Genomic DNA, 19,429 nt, shown 5'->3' with positions numbered 1-19,429 from the left:
TAGCAGTTGATTTGGAGCAGTTTCCTTACGTTTTCTTTCTCGGTATTGGCGGCATTGGCATGTCGGCTCTGGCGCGCTGGTTCCAGGCCAACGGCCACCGGGTGAGCGGCTACGACAAAACCGGAACGCCGCTCACGCAGGCGCTGGCGGCCGAGGGCATCGCCGTTCATTACGAAGACGCCGTGGCCAACATTCCGGCTGAAGTGCGCGAGCACCGGGAGCAGACGCTGGTGGTGCTCACGCCCGCCATTCCGGCCGAGAGCGTGGAGTGGGCCTGGCTGCGGGCCGAGGGCTACGACATTCGCAAGCGCAGCCAGGTGCTGGGCGTGCTCACGCAAGGCCGCTACACCATTGCGGTGGCGGGCACCCACGGCAAAACCACCACCAGCAGCATGGTGGCCCACTTGCTGCACCACGCCGGCCTCGACGTGGGCGCCTTCCTGGGCGGTATCGCCGTGAACTTAGGCAGCAACCTGCTGCTGCCGACTACCCCGGAAGCGCCCATTGTGGTAGAAGCCGACGAGTACGACCGCAGCTTTCTGACGCTGTTTCCCGACGTGGCCATCGTGACCAGCACCGACGCCGACCACCTCGACATCTACGGCGACCAAAACGCGCTGATAGAATCGTTCCGGCAATTTGTGGGGCAGATAAAGCCCGGCGGTACGCTGCTCATCAATCACACCGCCGACCGGAGCGTGGCCGAAGCGGTACCGGCCGGTACCACCGTCATCCGCTATGGCCTCTCGGCCGAGCAGGGACCTGAGCTGTTTGCCGCGAATATCACGGCCGAAGGCCACCAGTTTCATTTCGATTTGCACGGCCCGCAAGGCACCATCAACAACCTGGAATTGGCCGTGCCCGGCTACCACAACGTGGAAAACATGCTGGCCGCGGCGGCAGTGGCACAAATTCAGGGTGCGGCCGAAGAAAAATTGCGCGCTGCCGTGGCCGCTTATCGGGGTGTAAAACGCCGTTTTGAGTTCGTGGTGACGGCCGGGCAAAACGTTTATCTCGACGATTATGCCCACCATCCACGCGAAATAGAGGCTTTTCTGCGTTCTGTGCGGGCCCTGTATCCGGGCAAGCGCCTGCGGGTGATTTTTCAGCCCCACCTGTTTACCCGCACCCGCGACTTTGCCTCAGGTTTTTCTAAGAGCTTAAGTATTGCAGATGAGGTATTTTTGTTAGATATTTACCCAGCCCGAGAAAAGCCGATACCAGGAATTACTTCGGAAATTCTATTATCGGACATCACGGCCCCCACCAAAGCCATTCAAACCAAAGAGCAAGTACTGAAAGCCGCGAAAACCGACGACTCATTTGATGTTTTAGCCACAGTAGGAGCAGGGGATATTGACACCTTGGTCCCGCAATTAAAACTGATTTTGACGGAGCGTTGGAAATAGCTCAATTAATTAAAATGTCTGCCCCTTTTTCCTCTTTCAGTCACTCCGTTACCCCGTTGCTTTTTGGAACGTACCGTTAGAAACCTTTTAGTGGCCGCGGCCTGCCTACTGGTACTAGGCGGCCTCGGTGTCTTCGCCGCGATGCGCCAGGCCACGCGCCCGGTCGGCGAAGTGTCGGTGAACATCGCCAACGAATTCGACAACTTTTTCATCAGCGAGCGGGGCGTCACAGCCTTGCTCACCAAAGGCGGCGCCGAGCCCGTGCTGGGCACTCTGCCCGAGGGCCCGCGCCTGCGCCAGCTCGAAAGCCGGCTGCTTGCGCATCCCTTCGTGCGCGAGGCCCAGGTATACCGCGACCTGGCCGGCAACCTGCACGCCGACGTGCGCCAGAACCGCCCCATCGCGCGCCTCACCCATTCCGACACCCGCCTCGACACCTACGTGGACGCGGAAGGCCACACCCTGCCGCTTTCGCCGCTGTTTACGGCCCGCGTGGCCACGGTGGCGCGGCCCAGCGGGGCCAGCCTGCCAAGTGCATTTTTCCGGGACAGCACCGGTCAGCGCTACCTCGAGTTTTTGCGGTACGTCGACGAGCACGAATTCTGGAAAGCGCAGGTCTCGGAGGTCTTTATTGAGCCAAGCGGCAAGCTGTCCTTCACCCAGCAGGTGGGCGACCAGCGCATCGAATTCGGGCAGCCCGAAAATATTTCCGAGAAATTCGCCAAGCTTATGGTATTTTACCGGCAAATTCCGTCAGTTTTGGGATGGGATACTTACCACCGTGTAAACGTGGAATACCAAAATCAAATTATCTGCGAATAGTAATTCGCTGAATCATAGGCCGTAAGGCTTGAAATCTTTCAATTCCCAACCCCAGCTTCCTTCACGCTCGCCAGCACCGCACCTATGCAACAAGACAAAATCGTCGTCGGGCTCGACATTGGCACCACAAAAATCTGCGCCCTGGTGGGCCGCAAAAATGAATTCGGTAAACTGGAAATCCTGGGCATGGGCAAAGCTGTGTCGGAGGGCGTTTCGCGGGGCATCGTGCTCAATATTGACAAAACCGTCGACGCCATTAAACGGGCGATTCGGCAGGCCGAAGAACAGTCCGGAATTAGCATTGGATTGGTAAACGTGGGCATCGCCGGCCAGCACATCAAGAGCCTGCAGCACAACGGCAGCATCACGCGCAACTCGCACGACACCATCGGGCCGGACGACGTGAACCGCCTCACGCAGGACATGTACCGCCTTGTGACCCAGCCCGGCTCGCAAATCATCCACGTGATGCCGCAGGACTATAAGGTGGACTACGAGGAAGGCATTGCCGACCCCGTGGGCTACGAAGGCGTGCGCCTGGAAGGCAACTTCCACATCATCACGGCGCAGAGCACCGCCATCAACAACATCAACAAGTGCGTGACCAAAGCCGGGCTGGAAATTGCCGACCTGATTCTGGAACCGCTGGCCAGCTCCATGTCCATCCTCTCCGAAGAGGAGAAGGAGGCGGGCGTGGCCCTGATTGATATCGGAGGCGGCACCACCGACCTGGCGGTGTTCAAAGACGGCATCATCCGCCATGCGGCAGTACTGCCGTTCGGTGGCAACATCATCACGCAGGACATCAAAGCCGGCTGCAACGTGGCGCCCGGCCAGGCTGAGCAGCTGAAAGTGAAATTCGGCAAGGCCATCGCCGGCGAAGCTTCCGATTACGAAATCGTGAGCATCCCCGGCCTGCCCAACCGCCCGCCCAAGGAAGTGTCGCTCAAGAACCTGGCGTACATCATTGAGGCCCGCATGTCGGAAATCATGGAGCTGGTGTATGCCGAAATCTACCGCATGGGCCTGCACGACAAGCTGTCGGCCGGCATCGTGCTCACGGGCGGCGGCTCGCAGCTCCAGAACCTGGAGCAGCTCACCGAGTACATCACTGGTCTGGATACCCGCATCGGCTACCCCAACCAGCACCTCGGCAAGAGCCGCATTGAGGCGGTGAAGTCGCCGATGTACGCCACCACCGTGGGCCTGGTGCTCTCGGGCTACCACTCGCTCGACGAGCGCAACAACTCGCGTGCGCCCTACGAGCAGGAAGAGCAGGTGATTCCCGCTTACTACGCCCCGCAGGCGGTAGCGCCGGTTGCTGCAGCGCCTGCGCCAGTAGAAACGCGGGCTTACGTGCCCGCAGCCCCCGCTCCGGCGCCGGCCCCCGTGCCCGCCAAACCCAAGGAGCCCGGCGCTGCCAGCCGTTTCTTCAAGGACATCATCACCCGCACCAAAGGGCTGCTGATTGACGATTACGACGATAAATCCTATTAATCAATACGCAAGTTGATTGTTGGTTGCTGGTTGGTAGCGGGCGGGTAAGTTACTCGCAAGCGAAAATCAGCAACCAACTATTAGCAATCAACCTATCGACTTTATGAATTACAAATTCGACATTCCTGCCCAGAACAAGTCCATCATCAAGGTGATTGGCGTGGGGGTGGTGGCTCCAATGCCGTGAAGCACATGCACAAGCAGGGCATCAAGGACGTGGAGTTTATTATTTGCAACACCGACCACCAGGCCCTGCAAAGCTCCACGGTGCCCAACAAGCTCCAGATAGGAGTGGACCTGACCGAAGGCCTCGGCGCGGGCGCCAAGCCGGAGCGCGGCCGCCAGGCGGCTGTGGAAAGCAAGGAGCAGATTCGTGACTTGCTCAACCAGGGCACCAAAATGCTGTTCATCACGGCGGGAATGGGCGGTGGTACCGGCACGGGGCGGCCCCGGTAATTGCGCAGGTAGCGCAGGAGCTGGGCATCCTCACGGTGGGCATCGTGACGGCGCCGTTCATGTTTGAGGGTAAGAAGAAACGCCTGCAGGCCGAAGAAGGCATTAAGGCCCTGAGCGAGCACTGCGACACGGTGCTGGTGATTCTCAACGACAAGCTGCCGCAGATTTACGGCAACCTCACGATGGGCGCCGCCTTTGCCAAGGCCGACACCGTGCTGACCACGGCTGCCAAGTCCATCGCCGAAATCATCACCGTAACGGCTGATGTGAACGTGGACTTTGAAGACGTGAAAACGGTGATGAAGGACAGCGGTGCCGCCGTAATGGGCAGCAGCGTGACCGATGGCGAAAACCGCGCCCGCCGCGCCGCCGAGGAAGCCCTGAACTCGCCGCTGCTCAACAACACCGACATTCACGGGGCCCAGCGCATTCTGCTATCCATCATGTCGGGGGCTGAGCACGAGCCTGGAAATGGACGAGCTGACCGAAATCACCGAGTACATCCAGGAAAAAGCGGGCCAGGACGCGGAAATGATTTTCGGCCACGGCATCGACGAGTCGCTGGGCCAAAGCATCCGCGTGACGGTAATTGCCACGGGTTTTGCCCGTGATGCGCATTCCATCAACACCCCGGGCTCTGGTAGCGCCGACGCAGCTCCGGCCGCTCCCGTAGCCGCCGCACCGGTAGAAACGGCTCCTGCGCCCGTAGCCCAGGCTGCCCCGGTAGCCAGCAGCCCAACGGCACCGTTCGTGCCCAGCTTTGGTAGCTCCGCTCCCGAGCCGGCCCGCGTAACGTTTAATCTGGACGGTCCTTCGGCGCACAATGCGCCGCCATTGGCAGGCATTCCTGCCAGTGCCCCTACGGAGCCCGTGCTCACGTCGAGTGCCTCGGCCGCACCGGCGCCTCAGCCTGCGCCCGAAGGCCGGTCCCGCCCAGCCATGGATGCTCAGGCGCTGGAGCGTCGCCGCCGCTTGCAGGAATTGAGCAATGGCCTGCCACCCGAAGCCGTGAGCCAGTACGACACGCCCGCCTACCTGCGCCGCCAGGTGAAGCTGGAAAATGTTGAGCCCAGGCTCACTCAGAATATCTCACGGTTTAATTTGTCGGATGATAATGAGCCTGCTCGGAGATAACCGGTTTCTGCATGACAATGTGGACTAGGTTTCAACCTAATTATTAAACCAAAAAGCGCCGCTGCTGATTAATTCAGCAGCGGCGCTTTTTGGTTGGCAATGTTTTGGCGTTTGGCGAAGGAGCTGATTTATAAACGCTAAGCTGCCTGCCAGCATTGAATTGGAAACGAAGCGCAAAACTTCATTTAAGCACTAAACCTGCATTTTGCGAAACGCATGTTATGTGCTGCCCTTCTTTCAGTCGTTGTTGTAATAGGTTTGTTCAAATGTTTTAAAACCGTTTTGTTTACCTTCTTCGTGTCCCCAAAAATATTTTGTCTTATTACCTAATGTGTCATATTCAAAACCATACCACTCTAAGCATTTCCCGTTGCTGTCTTTTCTAATATAAAAAGTAGGATTTTTGTTACTGTCATAAACAGTTTTTTCTGTCTTAACGAATGAACCATTTAGAATGAATTTCCAAATCCTTTTTTGTTCATGATATTCATATAGATGGTTTTCTTTCTCATTTCCATTTTCGTCAGTTATTAGTTTTTCTATTAGCCGGTTTTCTTGGTCAAACTTTTTTAAATGAATTTCATAAAGTTTGTCATCGCTATTATATCTTTTTTCGGAATGGTCAAGCAAATTCTCTAACGTTTTATGAATAATATCCCCGTTTTCATCCTTATCAAGCCAAATTTTCAAATTGCTTTCAGGGTCAATTGAAATTTCTGTCCAATCCCAAATCTTGCCTTCAGCAGTTTTTTCAATTGTTTTTATTTGGTTGTTATTGTTGTCGTATGTGTATTCAAAAATTGGCGGTGGTCTAAATTAGTGTGAGGTTATAATTGTCAATGACAATTTTGATTCGGGCCGTGTGCATTTCTAGCTTTTTGCTGAAGGAGCAAGACTTGCGCACGAGCACGCCGCAGCGCTGGCGCAAGGAGCAATTGACGGCTTCGACGATGCTCGTGCCGCCGTCGCCCTTGGGGCAGCGGCGGTGCTGCCAGCGCGGCAGCACGTCCGCGTAGGCGGGGAACAGGTCGGTGAAGTACCAGCAACGCCGGCGGTAGCGGCCCGGCAGCGCTTGCCACAAGCGCCGGGCCGTGGCCGCGTCCCGGCGGCCCAGTACCCAGGCCACGACGCGCCGGCTGGCGCGCTCGACGGCCAGCCAGAGCCACGCCTTGCGCTTTTTGCGGCCCACAAACGTCCACATCTCATCGAGCTCAAGTGCCTCCCAGCACTTTCGTTGCTCCTTTTTCGGGCGCAGACGCAGCAAGGGCGGCCCGGGCTGCCGGGCTTTTTTGCTAGCTTGGCCACCGTCATGCGCGAGACACCCGTGGCCCGCACGATGCTGCGCTGCGAGTTGCGCTCCACCAGCAGCTTTTCCACCTGCGCGTAGCGGGCCGCCCGCGCAGGACCAGCCGGGTGCAGGTATCCCTGGTAGGCGCACGCTTTGCACTGGTACTTGGCGCGGCCTCCGCTGCTGCCGTTCTTGCGCACTTGGTCGCTGGCGCACCGCCCGCATAATTGGCTCGTGAGTATCATAACCCCATTACGTTAATCACACCCAGTTAGACCACCACCCAAAAATTACTTGAATTTCATTGTCGTCCGAAAACACGTAGGTCCTGATGCAGTTTCCATTTTCATCGTACTCAGATGTCTTGTAGAAACTTCGACTACCATTATTGTCCTTATAGTCTTGCCTTATAACTTGGCCAATGTTATTATACACGAATTCCTCAATCGAAATTATCTTACCGTTTCCATCCTTTAATATTTCAGATTTCAACTTCAACTGTTTCGTCTTTTAGGGTTGCATATAACGCTTGGGGTGCCGCTGCTGCCAAAGTACATCAGTAGCGGCAATCTATTCTAATACGCAGTATGAATTGTGGCAAGCACCCCAATCAGGGCAGAATTGCGCTATTCGGCAGGCTTGTGCACAGCTTTCGGTGTGGTGCTTCTAGCTGGCCGCAGCCACCTTCCAGCCGGTTCCTCTACCAATCGATACACCACATAAGACACCACCTGCACCGCCACTAATTGCAGCAGCCAAAAGCCCGGCAGCCGCTCATATATCCAAAACGATAACGGCCCGGCGTGCAGTAAGTAAAACGCATAAGAGCTACGGCCCAACTTCTGAAACAAGCTGCCGCTGAGCAGCTGCCGAAACCAGGAATGCTCGCTGAGTAAGCCTGCAAAGAGCAAGCCCCGGCAGCGGGGAGGCCCAGCAGATTGAGGACGAGGGTGAGCGGATGCTCTGCATTATGGTATTCGGCTTGCGCGAAGCTAATGGCAGCTGTTACGGCTATCCAGAGCACGATGCCCCCGGCCGTGCGCCAATAGCCAGCCGGCCAGCCCAACCGGCCCGATTGGTAGCGGCCTGCCAGCCACACACCGATGAAGAACTCCATGCTATGGCCCAGGAAGGTGTAGCTGAGCATAAAGGGGTACGACCCGAACAGCCCGTGCCATTGCAGCGGGGCGAGCAGGGCCACCAGCGCCGCACCCAGCGCCAGCAACAGCAGCGGCTGCAGCCATAGCGCCAGCCCGCGGGCCCGCAGGCCCAGCAGCAGCGGCGCGGCCAGGTAAAAGCATTCGAGCAGCGTGAGCGACCAGGCCTGCCCAATGCCGCTGAACTTGTATTCGTCGAAAAAGCCGCGCAGCAGCGACAGATTAAGCAGCAGTTGGGCCAGTGTGACTTGCGGCGAGTGCCAGCGCCAGAGCAGCGCAAACGTGGCCAGCGTCAGCAGCGCGTACAGGGGATAGATGCGCGCCAGTCGGCTCTGCAGGTAGCGCCGCCAGCCGCCGCGGGGCCGGAAGCTGCCCGTGCCGGTGTCGTAGCGCAGGGCAATGAGAAAGCCGCTGAGCAGCAGCAGCAGCGGCAGCCCGTGCGACTCGTCGACGAAATAATGCAGGGCGCGCCCCAGGCCCGCGGCAGGCCTGGGCCCGAGCGGGTAATGGTTGAAAAAGACCAACCACGCCGCAATGGCCCGCAGCCCCGTGAGGGCCGGCAGGTAGCCGCTGGCGGGCTGACGGCCCGGCGTAGTGCCCGCAGCTATAGAAGCAGAAGGTTCGGCGACGGGCATAGGCGGCGGAAGTGGGGGGACGTTAGTTACAAGTGGAAGTCTACAGGGCTACAAAAAGAACGTCATGCTGAGCTTGCCGAAGCATCTTGACCGCGCAACTAATTCAATTTAGTATTGCGGTCGAGATGCTTCGGCAAGCTCAGCATGACGTTCTTAGTAAAGTATAGCAGTGCAACTTGGCGTTAGCCCACGGTGTGGTACACGGCCTGCACGTCTTCGTCGTCTTCGAACTTTTCGATGATGGTCATTACCTCTTCCAGCTGCTCGTCGCTGAGCGCGACGGTGGTGTTGGGCACGCGCTGCAGGTTTACGCTCAGCACGTGGCGGCCTTGGGCTTCGAGGGCTTTCTGCATCTGGCCGAAGTCGGTGAAGGCCGTTTCTACCACGATGTACTTGTGCTCGGCGCCGTGCTCGTCTTCTTCGGCCGTTTCGTACACGTCTTCAGCGCCAAAATCAATGAGTTCCAGCTCAAGCTCGTCGCGGTCGAGACCTTCGGCGGCCAGCTTGAAGACGCCCTTGCGGGTGAAGGTGTAATCGGAGGAGCCGGCGGTGCCCAGCGTGCCCTCGTTGCGGTTGAAGATGAGGCGTACGTTGCTGACGGTGCGGGTGGGGTTGTCGGTAGCGGTTTCGATGACCACGGCAATGCCGTGGGGCAGGTAGCCTTCGTATACCACTTCCTGGTAGTCTTTTTCCTCCTTGCTGCTGGCGCGCTTGATGGCGGCTTCCACCCGGTCTTTGGGCATGTTCACGCCTTTGGCGTTTTGCATGGCGGCGCGCAGGCGGGCGTTGGTATCGGGGTTGGGGCCGTTTTCTTTCACAGCCATCACAATTTCCTTCCCGATGCGGGTAAAGTCTTTCGACATTTTATCCCACCGCTTCATTTTGCGGCCTTTGCGAAATTCGAATGCGCGTCCCATGTACTGTGACTGAGTAATTGAGTGAATGAGTAAAGGCACAGGCTTGTGCTGCGCCGGCTCCGCGAAAACGATTTCCACGAAACGGGCCGCAAGTTAGCCAGAAGGGGCGGGGGCAGCCAAATGCCGCGCAAGCGCCGCGCTAGGAGCGCTGCTTTTTCACCGATTTCACCCGGCCAGAAGCCTTGGGAGCCGCGGGAGCCGCTTTCGTTTCGGCTGCATCCAGCTCATACACGCCTTTGTTGCCGGCCGGGTAGCCGATAATGGTCAGGGTGAGGTGCTTGCTGGCGGGGTTGAACCGGAACGTGCCGCGCTGCACGTCCGAGCCCTTCAGGTCGGTGAAGGCAAACCGGATGCTGTCGCCGGCCAGGACAAAACGGCCGGTCTGGTTGAAGTAGTGCGGGCCGCTGGGCGCCACTATGCTCAGGCGCTTTTCGTACGTGCCATCGGCCCGCAGGATGAGGGAGCCGCCCACGCCGCGCACCGCCGTGGGCGGGGCGGTGCTGGTGTTGTCGTACACGGTGTAGGCCGTGTAGTGATAGGTATTGTAGAAGGAGGGCAGCGGCGGGGCGGCCTGAGCCCGCGCCACTTGCGGGAGCAACGGTGCTATCAGCAAACCGGTGAAGACAATTAAGGTGCGCTTGGAGGTAGAAACGGCCACGGGATTTCTGAGCTAAAACGGGCAAATGCCACAGGCGGCGAAGATACGGCCGGCTTGTGCGTGTGAAGGCTGATTCAGGGGCATAACAAAGACAGTGCCCGGTCCTGCATTGGGCACGGTTCGCCGGACAAGCTCCAGCGCGCTAGCTGTTCCAGCGACAAAGGAAGCCATTGGACACTTTGCACCGTATTGCGTTGGGAACATAGAGCGTATCCGCACAGGCAATAAAATGAAACGTCATGCTTTGTCAGGCGTCCGCCGACCTTCGTTTCGACCAGCGGCCGTCAGATAAAGCATGACGACCTATTGGGATAGGCTCTTACCTAAAAACAGGTTGTGAACTTGTGCCGCAGCCCTGCACAATATCCGCCGCCGTCTTGTTCTTTTGAGTGCTCACTAAACCCTTCCTGCCATGCCTGCTTTTCTACGCGACCTCATCCGCCCCGCCGCCGAGCAGCCCGCCGCCGACGTTTGCCTTGTGGGCCTGCCCCTGGACTACGGCACCGTACTGGAAGGTGGCCGGGGCGGCGCAATCGGGGCGCCCAACGCCATTCGCCGGGAGCTGTGGCGCTACCACAAAACCTACAACCTAGAGCACGGCGTGAGCCTGGAGCACCTGCGCATTGCCGATGCGGGCAACCTGGACCTGAGCCAGCCCGACCACGTGCGCAACCACGACCACATCCGGGAACAGCTGGGCCGGCTGCTGCGGCAGTACCCGCGCGTAGTGGTGCTGGGCGGCTCGCACGATGGCTCCTATTCCACGGTGCGGGGGCTGTTCGACGCCAGCGATGGCAAGGCCGTGGGCGGCATCAACCTCGATGCCCACGCCGATGTGAAAGACAAAACCGAAATCAGCAGCGGCACGCCCTTTGGCAAGCTGCTGCGCGAAAAGTTTGTGGCGGGCCCACAGTTCACCGAAATCGGCCTGCATTCCAACCTGAACACCAAAGAAGACATCGATTTCCTCAACCAGCAGGATGCGTACATCGTGCCGCTGGGCCATGTGCAGCGCGACGGCATGGAGCTTTACATGAGCCGCGCCCTCAATTGCGCCATCAAAGTCGGCCCAACCTTCGTGAGCTTCGACCTGGACGGCTGTGCCGAGGCGTTTGCCCCGGCCGTATCGGCCCCCAGCGCCGATGGGTTTACGCCCCGTCAGGCCACTGAAGCGGCTTTTATGGCCGGCAGCAAGGAAGAGGTGCGCCTCTTTGAAGTAGTTGAGCTGAACCCCAACTACGACCGCGACAACCAGACCGCCCGCCTAGCCGCCACCATCATCACCGCTTTTTTAACGGGCATCGCGGCTTCCAAACAGAAGTAGGCGGGCCGGCTAGCTGCCTACCCCGCTGCGATAATGCTGCGCTTGCGAAGCGTAAGACGCCGGCCTTGGTTTCCGGCTGCGCCGGCGGCCCCCGGTGAGCAGCCACGCGACCCCTGCCGCCAGCACACTGGCTCCAATGACTGCTGCTTGCATGGGCAGTCGGTCTTTGGGCGCTAGGGGCAGATGCTCCACGCCGTTGGCATTGGTGCGCGCGGCCTCGTGCACGTAGCGGCCGTGGGCGGGCACGGGGTAGTTGTTGGCCTCGTGCAGGCCCGCGGCGGCTTCAGGACCTATGATAACCGGGCCGTGGCCGCAGCCAATGGCTTTGGGCTCCAGCCCGGCCAGCAGCTGCACGGAGCGCCGCGCGGCTTCCCAATCGTAGTTGAAGGGCGTGCCGGCCCGGCTGATTTTGGGCCGGCCCAACAGCACGGCCGGCACCGAGTCGTGGTGGCAGGTGGCAAAGGCATCGGCCCCGATGAGGACGCGGTCGGCTTCGCGGAAGAAGGCCAGGCGGCCGGGTGCGTGGCCCGGCACGTGCAGCCAGCGCCAATTCATGAGGTAAGGCGTTGAGGGGTCGTCCACATCCAGGCCCTGCACCCGCTCGCCCAGGTTGGGGACCTGAGCCGGAAAAAGCGGCTCATGAAGGCCAGCGACCCGCCCACGGTGGGGTCGCGCGGTGGGTACAGCGCCTGGCCGGTGAGGTAGGGCAGCTCCAGCGGGTGGGCAACAACGGGCACGTTCCAGTGGTCGGCCAGCTCTTTGGCCGAGCCCAGATGGTCGAGGTGGCCGTGGGTGAGCAGGATGGCTTCGGGGTGGCTGCCGGGGTAAAATAGCTTGTCGGCCGCGGCAATGATGGTTTTGGCGCTGCCCGGCAGGCCGGTGTCAATCAGCACCCATTCGCCGGGCGTGCCGGTTTCCACAAAATACACGTTGACAAAGCGCTGAATGCGCAGCTGGGTGACGCCGGCGGCTAGAGTATCCATGGGGCAAGGGATTGGAGATTGGGAAAGGAGGAAATAGACATACGGCGATTTCAGCAGAAAGGGGAAGGAATTGCGCGTCTGCTCTTCGCTGCTGCTACTCTGCTGATAGAGTAGCGTGAGGAGCCGTTCCGTCGTGCGGAGATTGCCGAAGCAGCTCTAGCTCAATACTATTTAAATCGGCTGTCATGCTGAGCAGAGCGAAGCATGTTGTCGCCGTTGAACGAATCGTTGAGGCGTGATAAGATGCTTCGCTCTGCTCAGCATGACAGAGGGCGCGAAGAAATCACCGCCAGCCGTTGAGTATTGAGCTGAATAAAATAAAACTATGTGCCTGTAACGAATCCCAAATTGGCCGGTAATCCAATCATAAGTCGCCAAAGCGCTTTCGCTTCTTAGACTCAATTTCCTTCTTCAACCCAACCCTATGAACCCCATGAAAACCCTTCTTTCTGCATTCGCCTTCGCTTGTGTCACCCTTCCGGCCGTGGCCCAGACCAGCACCGAGCCCCAATTTAAAATGAGCTGTGACGAAGGCAACTGGTCACGCAACAGCTCCGAAAACAAGCGCTTCTGCGAAACCCGCGACCTGACCATGACCGCGCCGGCCGGGCAGCCGCTTACCATTAGCGGCGGGGCCAACGGCGGCATTGCCGTGCACGGCTGGTCGGGCCCGAATGTGCGCATCCGCGCCAAGGTGCAGAGCTGGGCCAATTCCGAGGCCGAGGCCCAAAAGCGGGTGAAAGAAGTCACCATCAGCACGGCCAACAACAGCTTGCAAGCCACAGCCCCCGGCCAGGACGAGCACTACAGCGTCAGCTACGAAATATTCGTGCCCCGCCAAACCGCCCTGGTGCTGAACACCGTGAACGGCGGCATCAGCCTCGATAATCTCCAGTCCGACATCCGGTTTAAAGCCGTCAACGGCGGCGTGTCGCTGGTTAGCCTGGGCGGCAATGTAACCGGCCAGACCGTGAACGGCGGCTTGAATATTACGCTGTCAGGCAAGAAGTGGGAAGGGAAAGGCCTCGACGTGGAAACCACCAACGGCGGCATTCACTGGATGCTGCCCCAGGACTATTCGGCTCAATTATCGACCAGCACCAACATGGGCACCATTCGCACGAGCATGCCCGTCACCAAATCCGGTTTTATGCGCAAGGAGCTGGTTACCAGCCTCGGCAAAGGCGGTGCCCCGGTGAAGGCCGTGACGACCAACGGCGGCATCAGCGTAATGCAGGGCCGCGACTAAAGGCATATGCCACTAGGCAGGCAGAACGTTCTACTACGGTTTCTGGTAGAAGTTCATTCCAAGTATACCGTCATGCTGAGCTTGTCGAAGCATCGCGACCGCACAACTAATTGATTTTAGTGCAGCGGTCGCGATGCTTCGACAAGCTCAGCATGACGTTCTGTTTTCATACTATGAGATTTCATACTATGAGACTTGGCTCAACTCAGCAGGCGCAGCTGAAATCGGGGTAGTCTTCATAGCCGGGGGCGGGCTGGTCATCGAGGCGGATGATGTGGTCGAGCCGGATTTCCTCGCCCGATTTCAGCTGCAGGTATTCAACTTTGTCCTGCACGAAAAACGTGGCAATTACGCCTGAGTCCAGGCAGAGCTGGCGCAGGTCGTTGAAGTACTGCAGGTGCACGTGGCGCCGCTGCGTGGCGGCCGCTTCCAGGCTCGTCGTAGAAGTGGCAGCCGATGGGTTGATAGTCGGTGCTCATGATTGCGGGATAAAGTAAAACCAAGGAACCGGGCCCGAAGCGCCACTTGCCTTGCCTTCTACGATGACGCGTGGGAGATGGCAGCTCCGTTTCGATAGGCGGCGCAGCTACCTTCGCTGCTACTTACGCCTTCACGCACCGTTCGATGCCCAAAGTTCTCGATAATAGCCAACGGCACCGCTACGCCGTTCTTTTTCAGTGGATAGTAGTTGGCGTCACGGTTATTTCGATGGCTTCGGAAGTATCACAATACTTTCTGCTCCGAAAAATGGCTGCCGGCATCGAGGTGACGGACGCGGAGAGCGAGGCCAGCGACTGGTATCAGCAGGTCATTGGCAGCACACAACTTGTGCTGATGCTAATGGCATTTATTGCACTGGTGCTGTGGGCCTATCGGGCCTACGAAAACCTGCATCGGTTACATAAATCTCCGGAGCCGCGTCATTCGGAAGGAGCCGCCGGTTGGGGCTGGTTTATCCCCATTATTAGCTTCTGGTACCCTTATCAGGTAATGAAAGACATCTGGTATCTCACCCAGCGCTACAGTCAATCAAATGATTATCATGACTATGAGCGCAGCGACAACGTGATAGGAGGGTGGTGGGCCTTGCGCATCTTCACCATTTTTGCCAGCCGAGGGCTCAGTGCACCAACCCAGGGCACCACTACCATCGCGCAGATTCAGGAGTACATGGTGTTTTTGCTGTGCATGGACGTGCTGCATATCTGGTACGCGCTGGCAACGGTTTACCTGCTGAAGAAATTTCGGCCGTTTGAGCAGCGGTTGGCGGCCCGGTTTGCCAACGATGAGCCGGAAAACGCCGAGGAGTTGCCGGCAGCCCCAGCCCCTTTGTAAAGTTCAGAAAAAGAAGCCCATGGACAGGCCGGTACGGATTGGTTGGTAAATGAAAGGCAGGAGGGAAGAAGGCCGCGAACGCCTTTATCTGCCCTTTTCCTAACTTGCCGCGCCACCCAACCCACCTGCCATTCATGACACCCACTCCTTCCCAAACCGCTGAGCTCAACCTCGAAGCCAATTCCCTCTCTACCGCGACCGGCGCCGCCCCGTCAAAGCCCGACGGCAAGCGCCCGATGTACCACGAGTTCAAGCCCACCGAAATCGTGCGGGCCGCCCACGGCACCACCCTGCGCTGCAAAACCTGGGAGGCCGAAGCGGCCCTGCGCATGCTGGAAAACAACATCGACCCGGACGTGAGCCTGGTGTACGACGAGCGATAGTGTATGGCGGCGCCGGACGCGCCGCCCGCAACTGGAAAGAGTACCAAACCATCGTAAAGACCCTGAAGGAGCTGGAGGCCGACGAAACCATGCTCGTGCAGAGCGGCAAGGCCGTTGGCGTACTCAAAACCTGGTCCCATGCCCCGCGCGTGCTCATTGCCAACAGCAACCTCGTGCCCGCCTGGAGCACCCAGGAATACTTCGACGAGGCTCGACCGCATGGGCCTGATGATGTACGGCCAGATGACGGCCGGCTCGTGGATTTACATCGCCACCCAGGGCATTTTGCAGGGCACTTATGAAACCTTTGCCGCTATGGCCGACCAGCATTTTGGTGGCACCCTGCGCGGCACCATCACCGTCACGGCCGGCCTGGGCGGGATGAGCGGGGCCCAGCCCCTGGCCGTGACCATGAACGACGGCGTCTGCCTCGTAATTGAGCCGATTGACGAGCGGGTGAAGCAGAAAGTGCGCGAAGGCTACGTAGACGAGCAGGCCCGCGACCTCGCCCACGCCCTGGAGCTCTGCGAGCAGGCCAAAGCCGAGGGCCGGCCCTGGTCGGTGGGCCTCACGGGCAACGCCGCCACCGTGCTGCCCCAGTTGCTCGAGCGCAGCTTCCAGGCCGACATCGTGACCGACCAAACCTCGGCCCACGACCTGATGGACTACATTCCCGAAGGCGAAATAGACACGGTGCTGGCCCTGCGCGCCAGCAACCCCGACGAGTTTAAGAAGCAGGCTCTGAAGTCAATCGTGAAGCACGTAGAGGCCATTCTGGAGATGCAGCGCCGCGGCACCATCGCCGTGGACTACGGCAACAACCTGCGCGGCCAGGCCGAAAAAGGCGGCCTGCAGGTGCGTGACGAGCACGGCCAGTTTCTGTACCCCGGCTTTGTGCCCGGCTACATCCGGCCGCTATTCTGCGAAGGTAAAGGGCCGTTCCGTTGGGCGGCTCTCAGCGGCGACCCGCAGGATATTCTGCGCATCGACCGCGCCCTGCTCGAAACCTTCCCCGACAACAAACTCCTGGCCCGCTGGATTCAGAAGGCTCAGGCCAAAGTGCCCTTCATCGGCCTGCCCGCGCGGGTGTGCTGGCTCGGCTACGGCGAGCGCGAGAAGTTCGGCCTCGTCATCAACGACCTTGTGGCGCGGGGCGAAGTATCGGCCCCCATCGTCATCGGCCGCGACCACCTCGACTGCGGTTCCGTGGCCTCGCCCAACCGCGAAACCGAAGGCATGAAAGACGGCTCCGACGCCGTGGCCGACTGGCCCCTGCTCAATGCCCTGGCCAACTGCGCCAGCGGCGCCGACTGGGTAAGCCTGCACAACGGCGGCGGCGTGGGCATCGGCAACTCCACCCACTCCGGCATGGTGATAGTGGCCACCGGCACCCCGAAAAAGCCGAACGCCTGAAACGCGTGCTCACCACCGACCCCGGCATGGGCATCTTCCGCCACGCCGATGCGGGGAGCCTGGCTCAGGACGTGGCGCGCGAGCGCGGGGCGAAGATTCCGGGCCTGAAGTAATTATAAAAATTGGTTATAACCTTCTGAATAAGAACGAAAATGAACAAGGAAAAGCTCGAAAGAATCAAGAGTGCTGGAAAGTATTTTATTGAAAATTTCGATTATTTTAAGAAAAACGGCGAGGACTTATTATTCGAAGGGGAGAGTGAAGATTTTGATGACTTTGATGTCATGCATTTTTGTTTTCCAGGCGAAAATGATTCTCGCCCAATAGATGTGAGCTATGTTTTAGATATAATGGACGAGTTGCCAAGTCTAAAAATTATTAATAATGGAAGAGTAAAAACTATTCGGAGAACATGTCAGGTGGTTTCAGTTAGGGACCATGACCAAGAACATGCTATTAGATACTATCATGACTTAAAGGTTATACTTCCTAATGGTACGACTTTAGATATTATTGAAGACTCATTCTTTATTGGTTTAACTGCAACAAAATTAGGTGCTTTTGATACGCATTGGGGCGTTATGTCACCATATATAGTACTTGAAGTTGATTATGGCAATGCCCAAAATGTGCTGAGTGACCAGGACGAAGAAGCACTGATTACGTCTTACTTATTCGAAGTTGCAGATAGTTGTAATGTAGCTGTGTCATTTGCTGAAATCCAATTTCCATTCGGTGATATAAATGAGTGGGAAGCGCAAATGGAAAAGGCTAAAGTAAATGGCCTGAAAGGTATTGAAGTGTATAATGCTGTAATGAGTGTATTTATATCCGCTGTTCAAATTGATGAGCCCGACCTAAAGTTGCTTAATTTTTATAAAGTCCTTGAATATTTTGCACCTATAGTGGTCAATATCGAGGCAAATGAGTTGTTGAGGAAAAAACTTGATTTATACAGATACCAACAGGTTGATGGTGATTATATAAATTCAATATTTGAAATAGGTAAAACTTATAGTAATAAATTTAGGGACGAAGACCTAGTAAGAGCAACATTCGATAAGTGTTTCGATTTTGTCGGTTTATTTAATATGCTTCCAGAGTCAATTATACAACGAGTTAAAAAAGAAATTAAAGTAAATAAGATTGACTCGTCTTTAGACTTACTAAAACTTCAAACAGCTATAAATATGGTTGCTAGAGCTATTTATGCAACTAGAAATCAAGTTGTTCATTCAAAATCAAATTTTGATGTAAATGGGAGTGAATGCCCTTCTAAAGATATTGTTCAATTAAATGTATTTATGAAAAAGGCCGCTTCTCAGGCTATTAGATGGTACAACAGACTTCCGGAGCACTTGAAACGGGAGGTGGTTAGTCGTGGATAATGCTCAATAATAGCTTGAGTTTAGCACAGTCTAACCCAAGCTATTATTGAGCTTTTTCCCAACTGGCGCGAGATTAGCGCAGCGTAACTCGCGACCAAACTTGATGTGGAGGCTGCGCCTCCACTGACGCGCTGCGGCAAGGCAACACCGCGCGACTAGGGCGGTCGGGCAAGCCGTTCTATTGCGAGGCGCAGCCTCGCCCTAAGGGTGAGCACGAGATACGCTGCGCTAAAATTGCTCCAGTTGGGCTACACTTGTCTCGAGATGACGTTGGCTGCGAATGCCGTTTCCATGATGCTAGCTTGTCACCCCCGAAACTACGCTACCCCCACGTCGTAAAGCAGGCCGGGCATTATCCCGAACTGCAACAACGATGAGCCAGCAAAACCAAGCAAAAACGTACCCGCCTCTGCGCGGAGGCAAAGGCCCCGGTTTGCGGGGCAGCACTCCCCGGCGCGGGTTGAGCAGCAAGGCAAAAACGGCCATCATCATCGTGGCGGTTGGGCTGCTGGGCGGGGCCGGGCTGGGCCTGCTCATGGCTCCCTCAGATGACGAGGCTCGTAGCCCGGATTCGGAATTGATTGTGGACCCATCCCCGGCCAGCAGCAAGGAATCCGCTAAACCTGCAGAACCAGCAGCCCCAAAAGAGACTGCCGTGGCCGAGCCCGTAGGCCAGCAGCCCGGGCAGGGCCGCCGCTACCAGGTGATAGTAGGAACGGCTTATTTCTTCGACGCGCCCCAGCAGTCGACCCCCAACGGCAAATACCTGCGCCGGGGCGACGTATTCTACGGCGAGGGCGAGTTGAACGGCTTCGTAAAATCCGGTTTTGTAAACCCCGACGGCACCCGCAGTACGGGGTGGCTCAAGTCCCAGGAGCTCAAGCGGCTCTCGGAAAGCCCCGCGCCCCGGGTGGTCCGGACCCCCAAGCCTCGTCCTGCAGCCCCACCCGCCGTGCCCAACGACTACAGTACGGCGGCCCCCGCTGCGAAAAGCGCCCCCGTGGAGCGGGCTGCGCCCTCCCGCAGCGGCCAAACGGCCGTGGTGCAGGCGGCGCGCTCGTACTTCTACGACTCGCCCGACCTCAGCACGCCCCGCAAGGCCCACTGCGTGCGCGGCGACAAAGTGCGGCTCGGGGAAACGCGCGGCGATGCCGTGTACGTCACGTTCACCAACTGGGAAAAAGTGACAACCACCGGCTGGATGCGAAAAGATGCGCTGGGCATTTAGCTCAATTTGCTGGGGCTCCCGGTGCAGCATGGCAGCAAAGCCACTTGGGCAGGCAAAATAACGACCCGGAGGGCGGTGCCATGGCCACGCAGCAGGCAGCGGGGCCAGGTTTTCGTACCGTTTGGCCCAACGAAAAGAGCCTTGAAGTCCTGA

19 protein-coding genes and 2 pseudogenes are annotated in these 19,429 nt (G+C 57.8%); 12 read left to right on the top strand and 9 right to left on the bottom strand.

The annotated features are described in order from the left end of the window. Nucleotides 1-11: 11 nt before the first annotated feature. The 4 genes and pseudogenes from murC to ftsZ all read left to right on the top strand — a co-directional run bounded on the left by murC (nucleotide 12) and on the right by ftsZ (nucleotide 5,318). Nucleotides 12-1,409, top strand: a complete 1,398-nt coding sequence (gene murC / locus ACFQT0_RS19110; RefSeq protein WP_380204740.1) for a UDP-N-acetylmuramate--L-alanine ligase — start codon at nucleotides 12-14, stop codon at nucleotides 1,407-1,409. Nucleotides 1,410-1,499: 90 nt separating this feature from the next. Then, nucleotides 1,500-2,231: a cell division protein FtsQ/DivIB gene (locus ACFQT0_RS19105; protein ID WP_380204739.1), complete on the top strand. Its 732-nt coding sequence runs from the start codon at nucleotides 1,500-1,502 to the stop codon at nucleotides 2,229-2,231. 84 nt (nucleotides 2,232-2,315) lie between these two features. Then, entirely contained in the window at nucleotides 2,316-3,728 is a 1,413-nt protein-coding gene (ftsA, locus tag ACFQT0_RS19100; RefSeq protein ID WP_380204738.1) for a cell division protein FtsA, read from the top strand. A gap of 103 nt (nucleotides 3,729-3,831) precedes the next feature. Beyond that, a pseudogene (gene ftsZ, locus ACFQT0_RS19095) lies at nucleotides 3,832-5,318 on the top strand (cell division protein FtsZ). Between the two features lie 237 nt (nucleotides 5,319-5,555). On the opposite strand, the gene ACFQT0_RS19090 reads toward ftsZ, so the two are convergent. From ACFQT0_RS19090 to ACFQT0_RS19070, 6 genes and pseudogenes are all read right to left on the bottom strand, one after another. After that, nucleotides 5,556-6,008 carry a hypothetical protein gene (locus ACFQT0_RS19090; protein ID WP_380204737.1) on the bottom strand — a complete coding sequence of 151 codons (453 nt, stop codon included), beginning with the start codon at nucleotides 6,006-6,008 and terminating at the stop codon, nucleotides 5,556-5,558. A 121-nt stretch (nucleotides 6,009-6,129) separates the two neighbouring features. Then, on the bottom strand, nucleotides 6,130-6,582 hold the full coding sequence (locus tag ACFQT0_RS19085; protein ID WP_380204736.1) for an IS1 family transposase: 453 nt from the start codon (nucleotides 6,580-6,582) through the stop codon (nucleotides 6,130-6,132). 200 nt (nucleotides 6,583-6,782) lie between these two features. Next, nucleotides 6,783-6,851 (bottom strand): annotated as a pseudogene (locus tag ACFQT0_RS31710) (hypothetical protein); the annotation flags it as partial. Between the two features lie 497 nt (nucleotides 6,852-7,348). Further along, nucleotides 7,349-8,398, bottom strand: coding sequence for an acyltransferase family protein (locus ACFQT0_RS19080; protein WP_380204735.1), 1,050 nt, complete (start codon nucleotides 8,396-8,398; stop codon nucleotides 7,349-7,351). A 182-nt stretch (nucleotides 8,399-8,580) separates the two neighbouring features. Beyond that, a complete protein-coding gene (locus ACFQT0_RS19075) occupies nucleotides 8,581-9,315 on the bottom strand; it encodes a YebC/PmpR family DNA-binding transcriptional regulator (protein WP_380204734.1) in 735 nt (244 codons plus the stop codon). Between the two features lie 139 nt (nucleotides 9,316-9,454). After that, nucleotides 9,455-9,973 carry a hypothetical protein gene (locus ACFQT0_RS19070; RefSeq protein WP_380204733.1) on the bottom strand — a complete coding sequence of 173 codons (519 nt, stop codon included), beginning with the start codon at nucleotides 9,971-9,973 and terminating at the stop codon, nucleotides 9,455-9,457. Between the two features lie 412 nt (nucleotides 9,974-10,385). On the opposite strand from ACFQT0_RS19070, the gene ACFQT0_RS19065 reads away from it, so the two are divergent. After that, nucleotides 10,386-11,297: an arginase family protein gene (locus ACFQT0_RS19065; RefSeq protein ID WP_380204732.1), complete on the top strand. Its 912-nt coding sequence runs from the start codon at nucleotides 10,386-10,388 to the stop codon at nucleotides 11,295-11,297. A 9-nt stretch (nucleotides 11,298-11,306) separates the two neighbouring features. On the opposite strand, the gene ACFQT0_RS19060 is transcribed toward ACFQT0_RS19065, so the two are convergent. Together ACFQT0_RS19060 and ACFQT0_RS19055 are read right to left on the bottom strand one after the other, a co-directional pair. Beyond that, a complete protein-coding gene (locus ACFQT0_RS19060) occupies nucleotides 11,307-11,894 on the bottom strand; it encodes an MBL fold metallo-hydrolase (protein WP_380204731.1) in 588 nt (195 codons plus the stop codon). After that, nucleotides 11,849-12,280 carry an MBL fold metallo-hydrolase gene (locus tag ACFQT0_RS19055; protein WP_380204730.1) on the bottom strand — a complete coding sequence of 144 codons (432 nt, stop codon included), beginning with the start codon at nucleotides 12,278-12,280 and terminating at the stop codon, nucleotides 11,849-11,851. The genes ACFQT0_RS19060 and ACFQT0_RS19055 overlap by 46 nt, the downstream gene beginning before the upstream one ends. Nucleotides 12,281-12,764: 484 nt before the next feature. Here ACFQT0_RS19055 and ACFQT0_RS19050 point away from each other — a divergent pair, with 484 nt between their 5' ends. Beyond that, nucleotides 12,765-13,529 carry a DUF4097 family beta strand repeat-containing protein gene (locus tag ACFQT0_RS19050; RefSeq protein ID WP_380204729.1) on the top strand — a complete coding sequence of 255 codons (765 nt, stop codon included), beginning with the start codon at nucleotides 12,765-12,767 and terminating at the stop codon, nucleotides 13,527-13,529. A gap of 205 nt (nucleotides 13,530-13,734) precedes the next feature. On the opposite strand, the gene ACFQT0_RS19045 is transcribed toward ACFQT0_RS19050, so the two are convergent. After that, nucleotides 13,735-13,932: a hypothetical protein gene (locus tag ACFQT0_RS19045; RefSeq protein WP_380204728.1), complete on the bottom strand. Its 198-nt coding sequence runs from the start codon at nucleotides 13,930-13,932 to the stop codon at nucleotides 13,735-13,737. A gap of 221 nt (nucleotides 13,933-14,153) precedes the next feature. On the opposite strand from ACFQT0_RS19045, the gene ACFQT0_RS19040 reads away from it, so the two are divergent. The 6 genes from ACFQT0_RS19040 to ACFQT0_RS19015 all read left to right on the top strand — a co-directional run bounded on the left by ACFQT0_RS19040 (nucleotide 14,154) and on the right by ACFQT0_RS19015 (nucleotide 19,276). Continuing rightward, the gene (locus tag ACFQT0_RS19040) at nucleotides 14,154-14,864 is read left to right on the top strand and encodes a DUF4328 domain-containing protein (RefSeq protein WP_380204727.1); all 711 of its coding nucleotides are present in this window, start codon (nucleotides 14,154-14,156) and stop codon (nucleotides 14,862-14,864) included. Nucleotides 14,865-14,998: 134 nt separating this feature from the next. Then, a complete protein-coding gene (locus tag ACFQT0_RS19035) occupies nucleotides 14,999-15,247 on the top strand; it encodes a hypothetical protein (protein WP_380204726.1) in 249 nt (82 codons plus the stop codon). Then, the gene (locus ACFQT0_RS19030) at nucleotides 15,247-15,549 is read left to right on the top strand and encodes a hypothetical protein (protein ID WP_380204725.1); all 303 of its coding nucleotides are present in this window, start codon (nucleotides 15,247-15,249) and stop codon (nucleotides 15,547-15,549) included. Before ACFQT0_RS19035 ends, ACFQT0_RS19030 begins: the two co-directional genes overlap by 1 nt. Further along, nucleotides 15,467-16,660, top strand: coding sequence for a urocanate hydratase (gene hutU, locus ACFQT0_RS19025; protein WP_380204724.1), 1,194 nt, complete (start codon nucleotides 15,467-15,469; stop codon nucleotides 16,658-16,660). The genes ACFQT0_RS19030 and hutU overlap by 83 nt, the downstream gene beginning before the upstream one ends. 152 nt (nucleotides 16,661-16,812) lie before the next feature. Beyond that, nucleotides 16,813-18,048: a hypothetical protein gene (locus tag ACFQT0_RS19020; RefSeq protein WP_380204723.1), complete on the top strand. Its 1,236-nt coding sequence runs from the start codon at nucleotides 16,813-16,815 to the stop codon at nucleotides 18,046-18,048. 373 nt (nucleotides 18,049-18,421) lie between these two features. Then, nucleotides 18,422-19,276 carry a hypothetical protein gene (locus ACFQT0_RS19015; protein WP_380204722.1) on the top strand — a complete coding sequence of 285 codons (855 nt, stop codon included), beginning with the start codon at nucleotides 18,422-18,424 and terminating at the stop codon, nucleotides 19,274-19,276. Nucleotides 19,277-19,429: the final 153 nt, after the last annotated feature.

The organism is Hymenobacter humi (assembly GCF_042665855.1).
GTDB lineage: Bacteria > Bacteroidota > Bacteroidia > Cytophagales > Hymenobacteraceae > Hymenobacter > Hymenobacter humi.
Note: the sequence above shows the minus strand (reverse complement) of the source record. Positions and strands in the feature narration are given on the sequence as shown.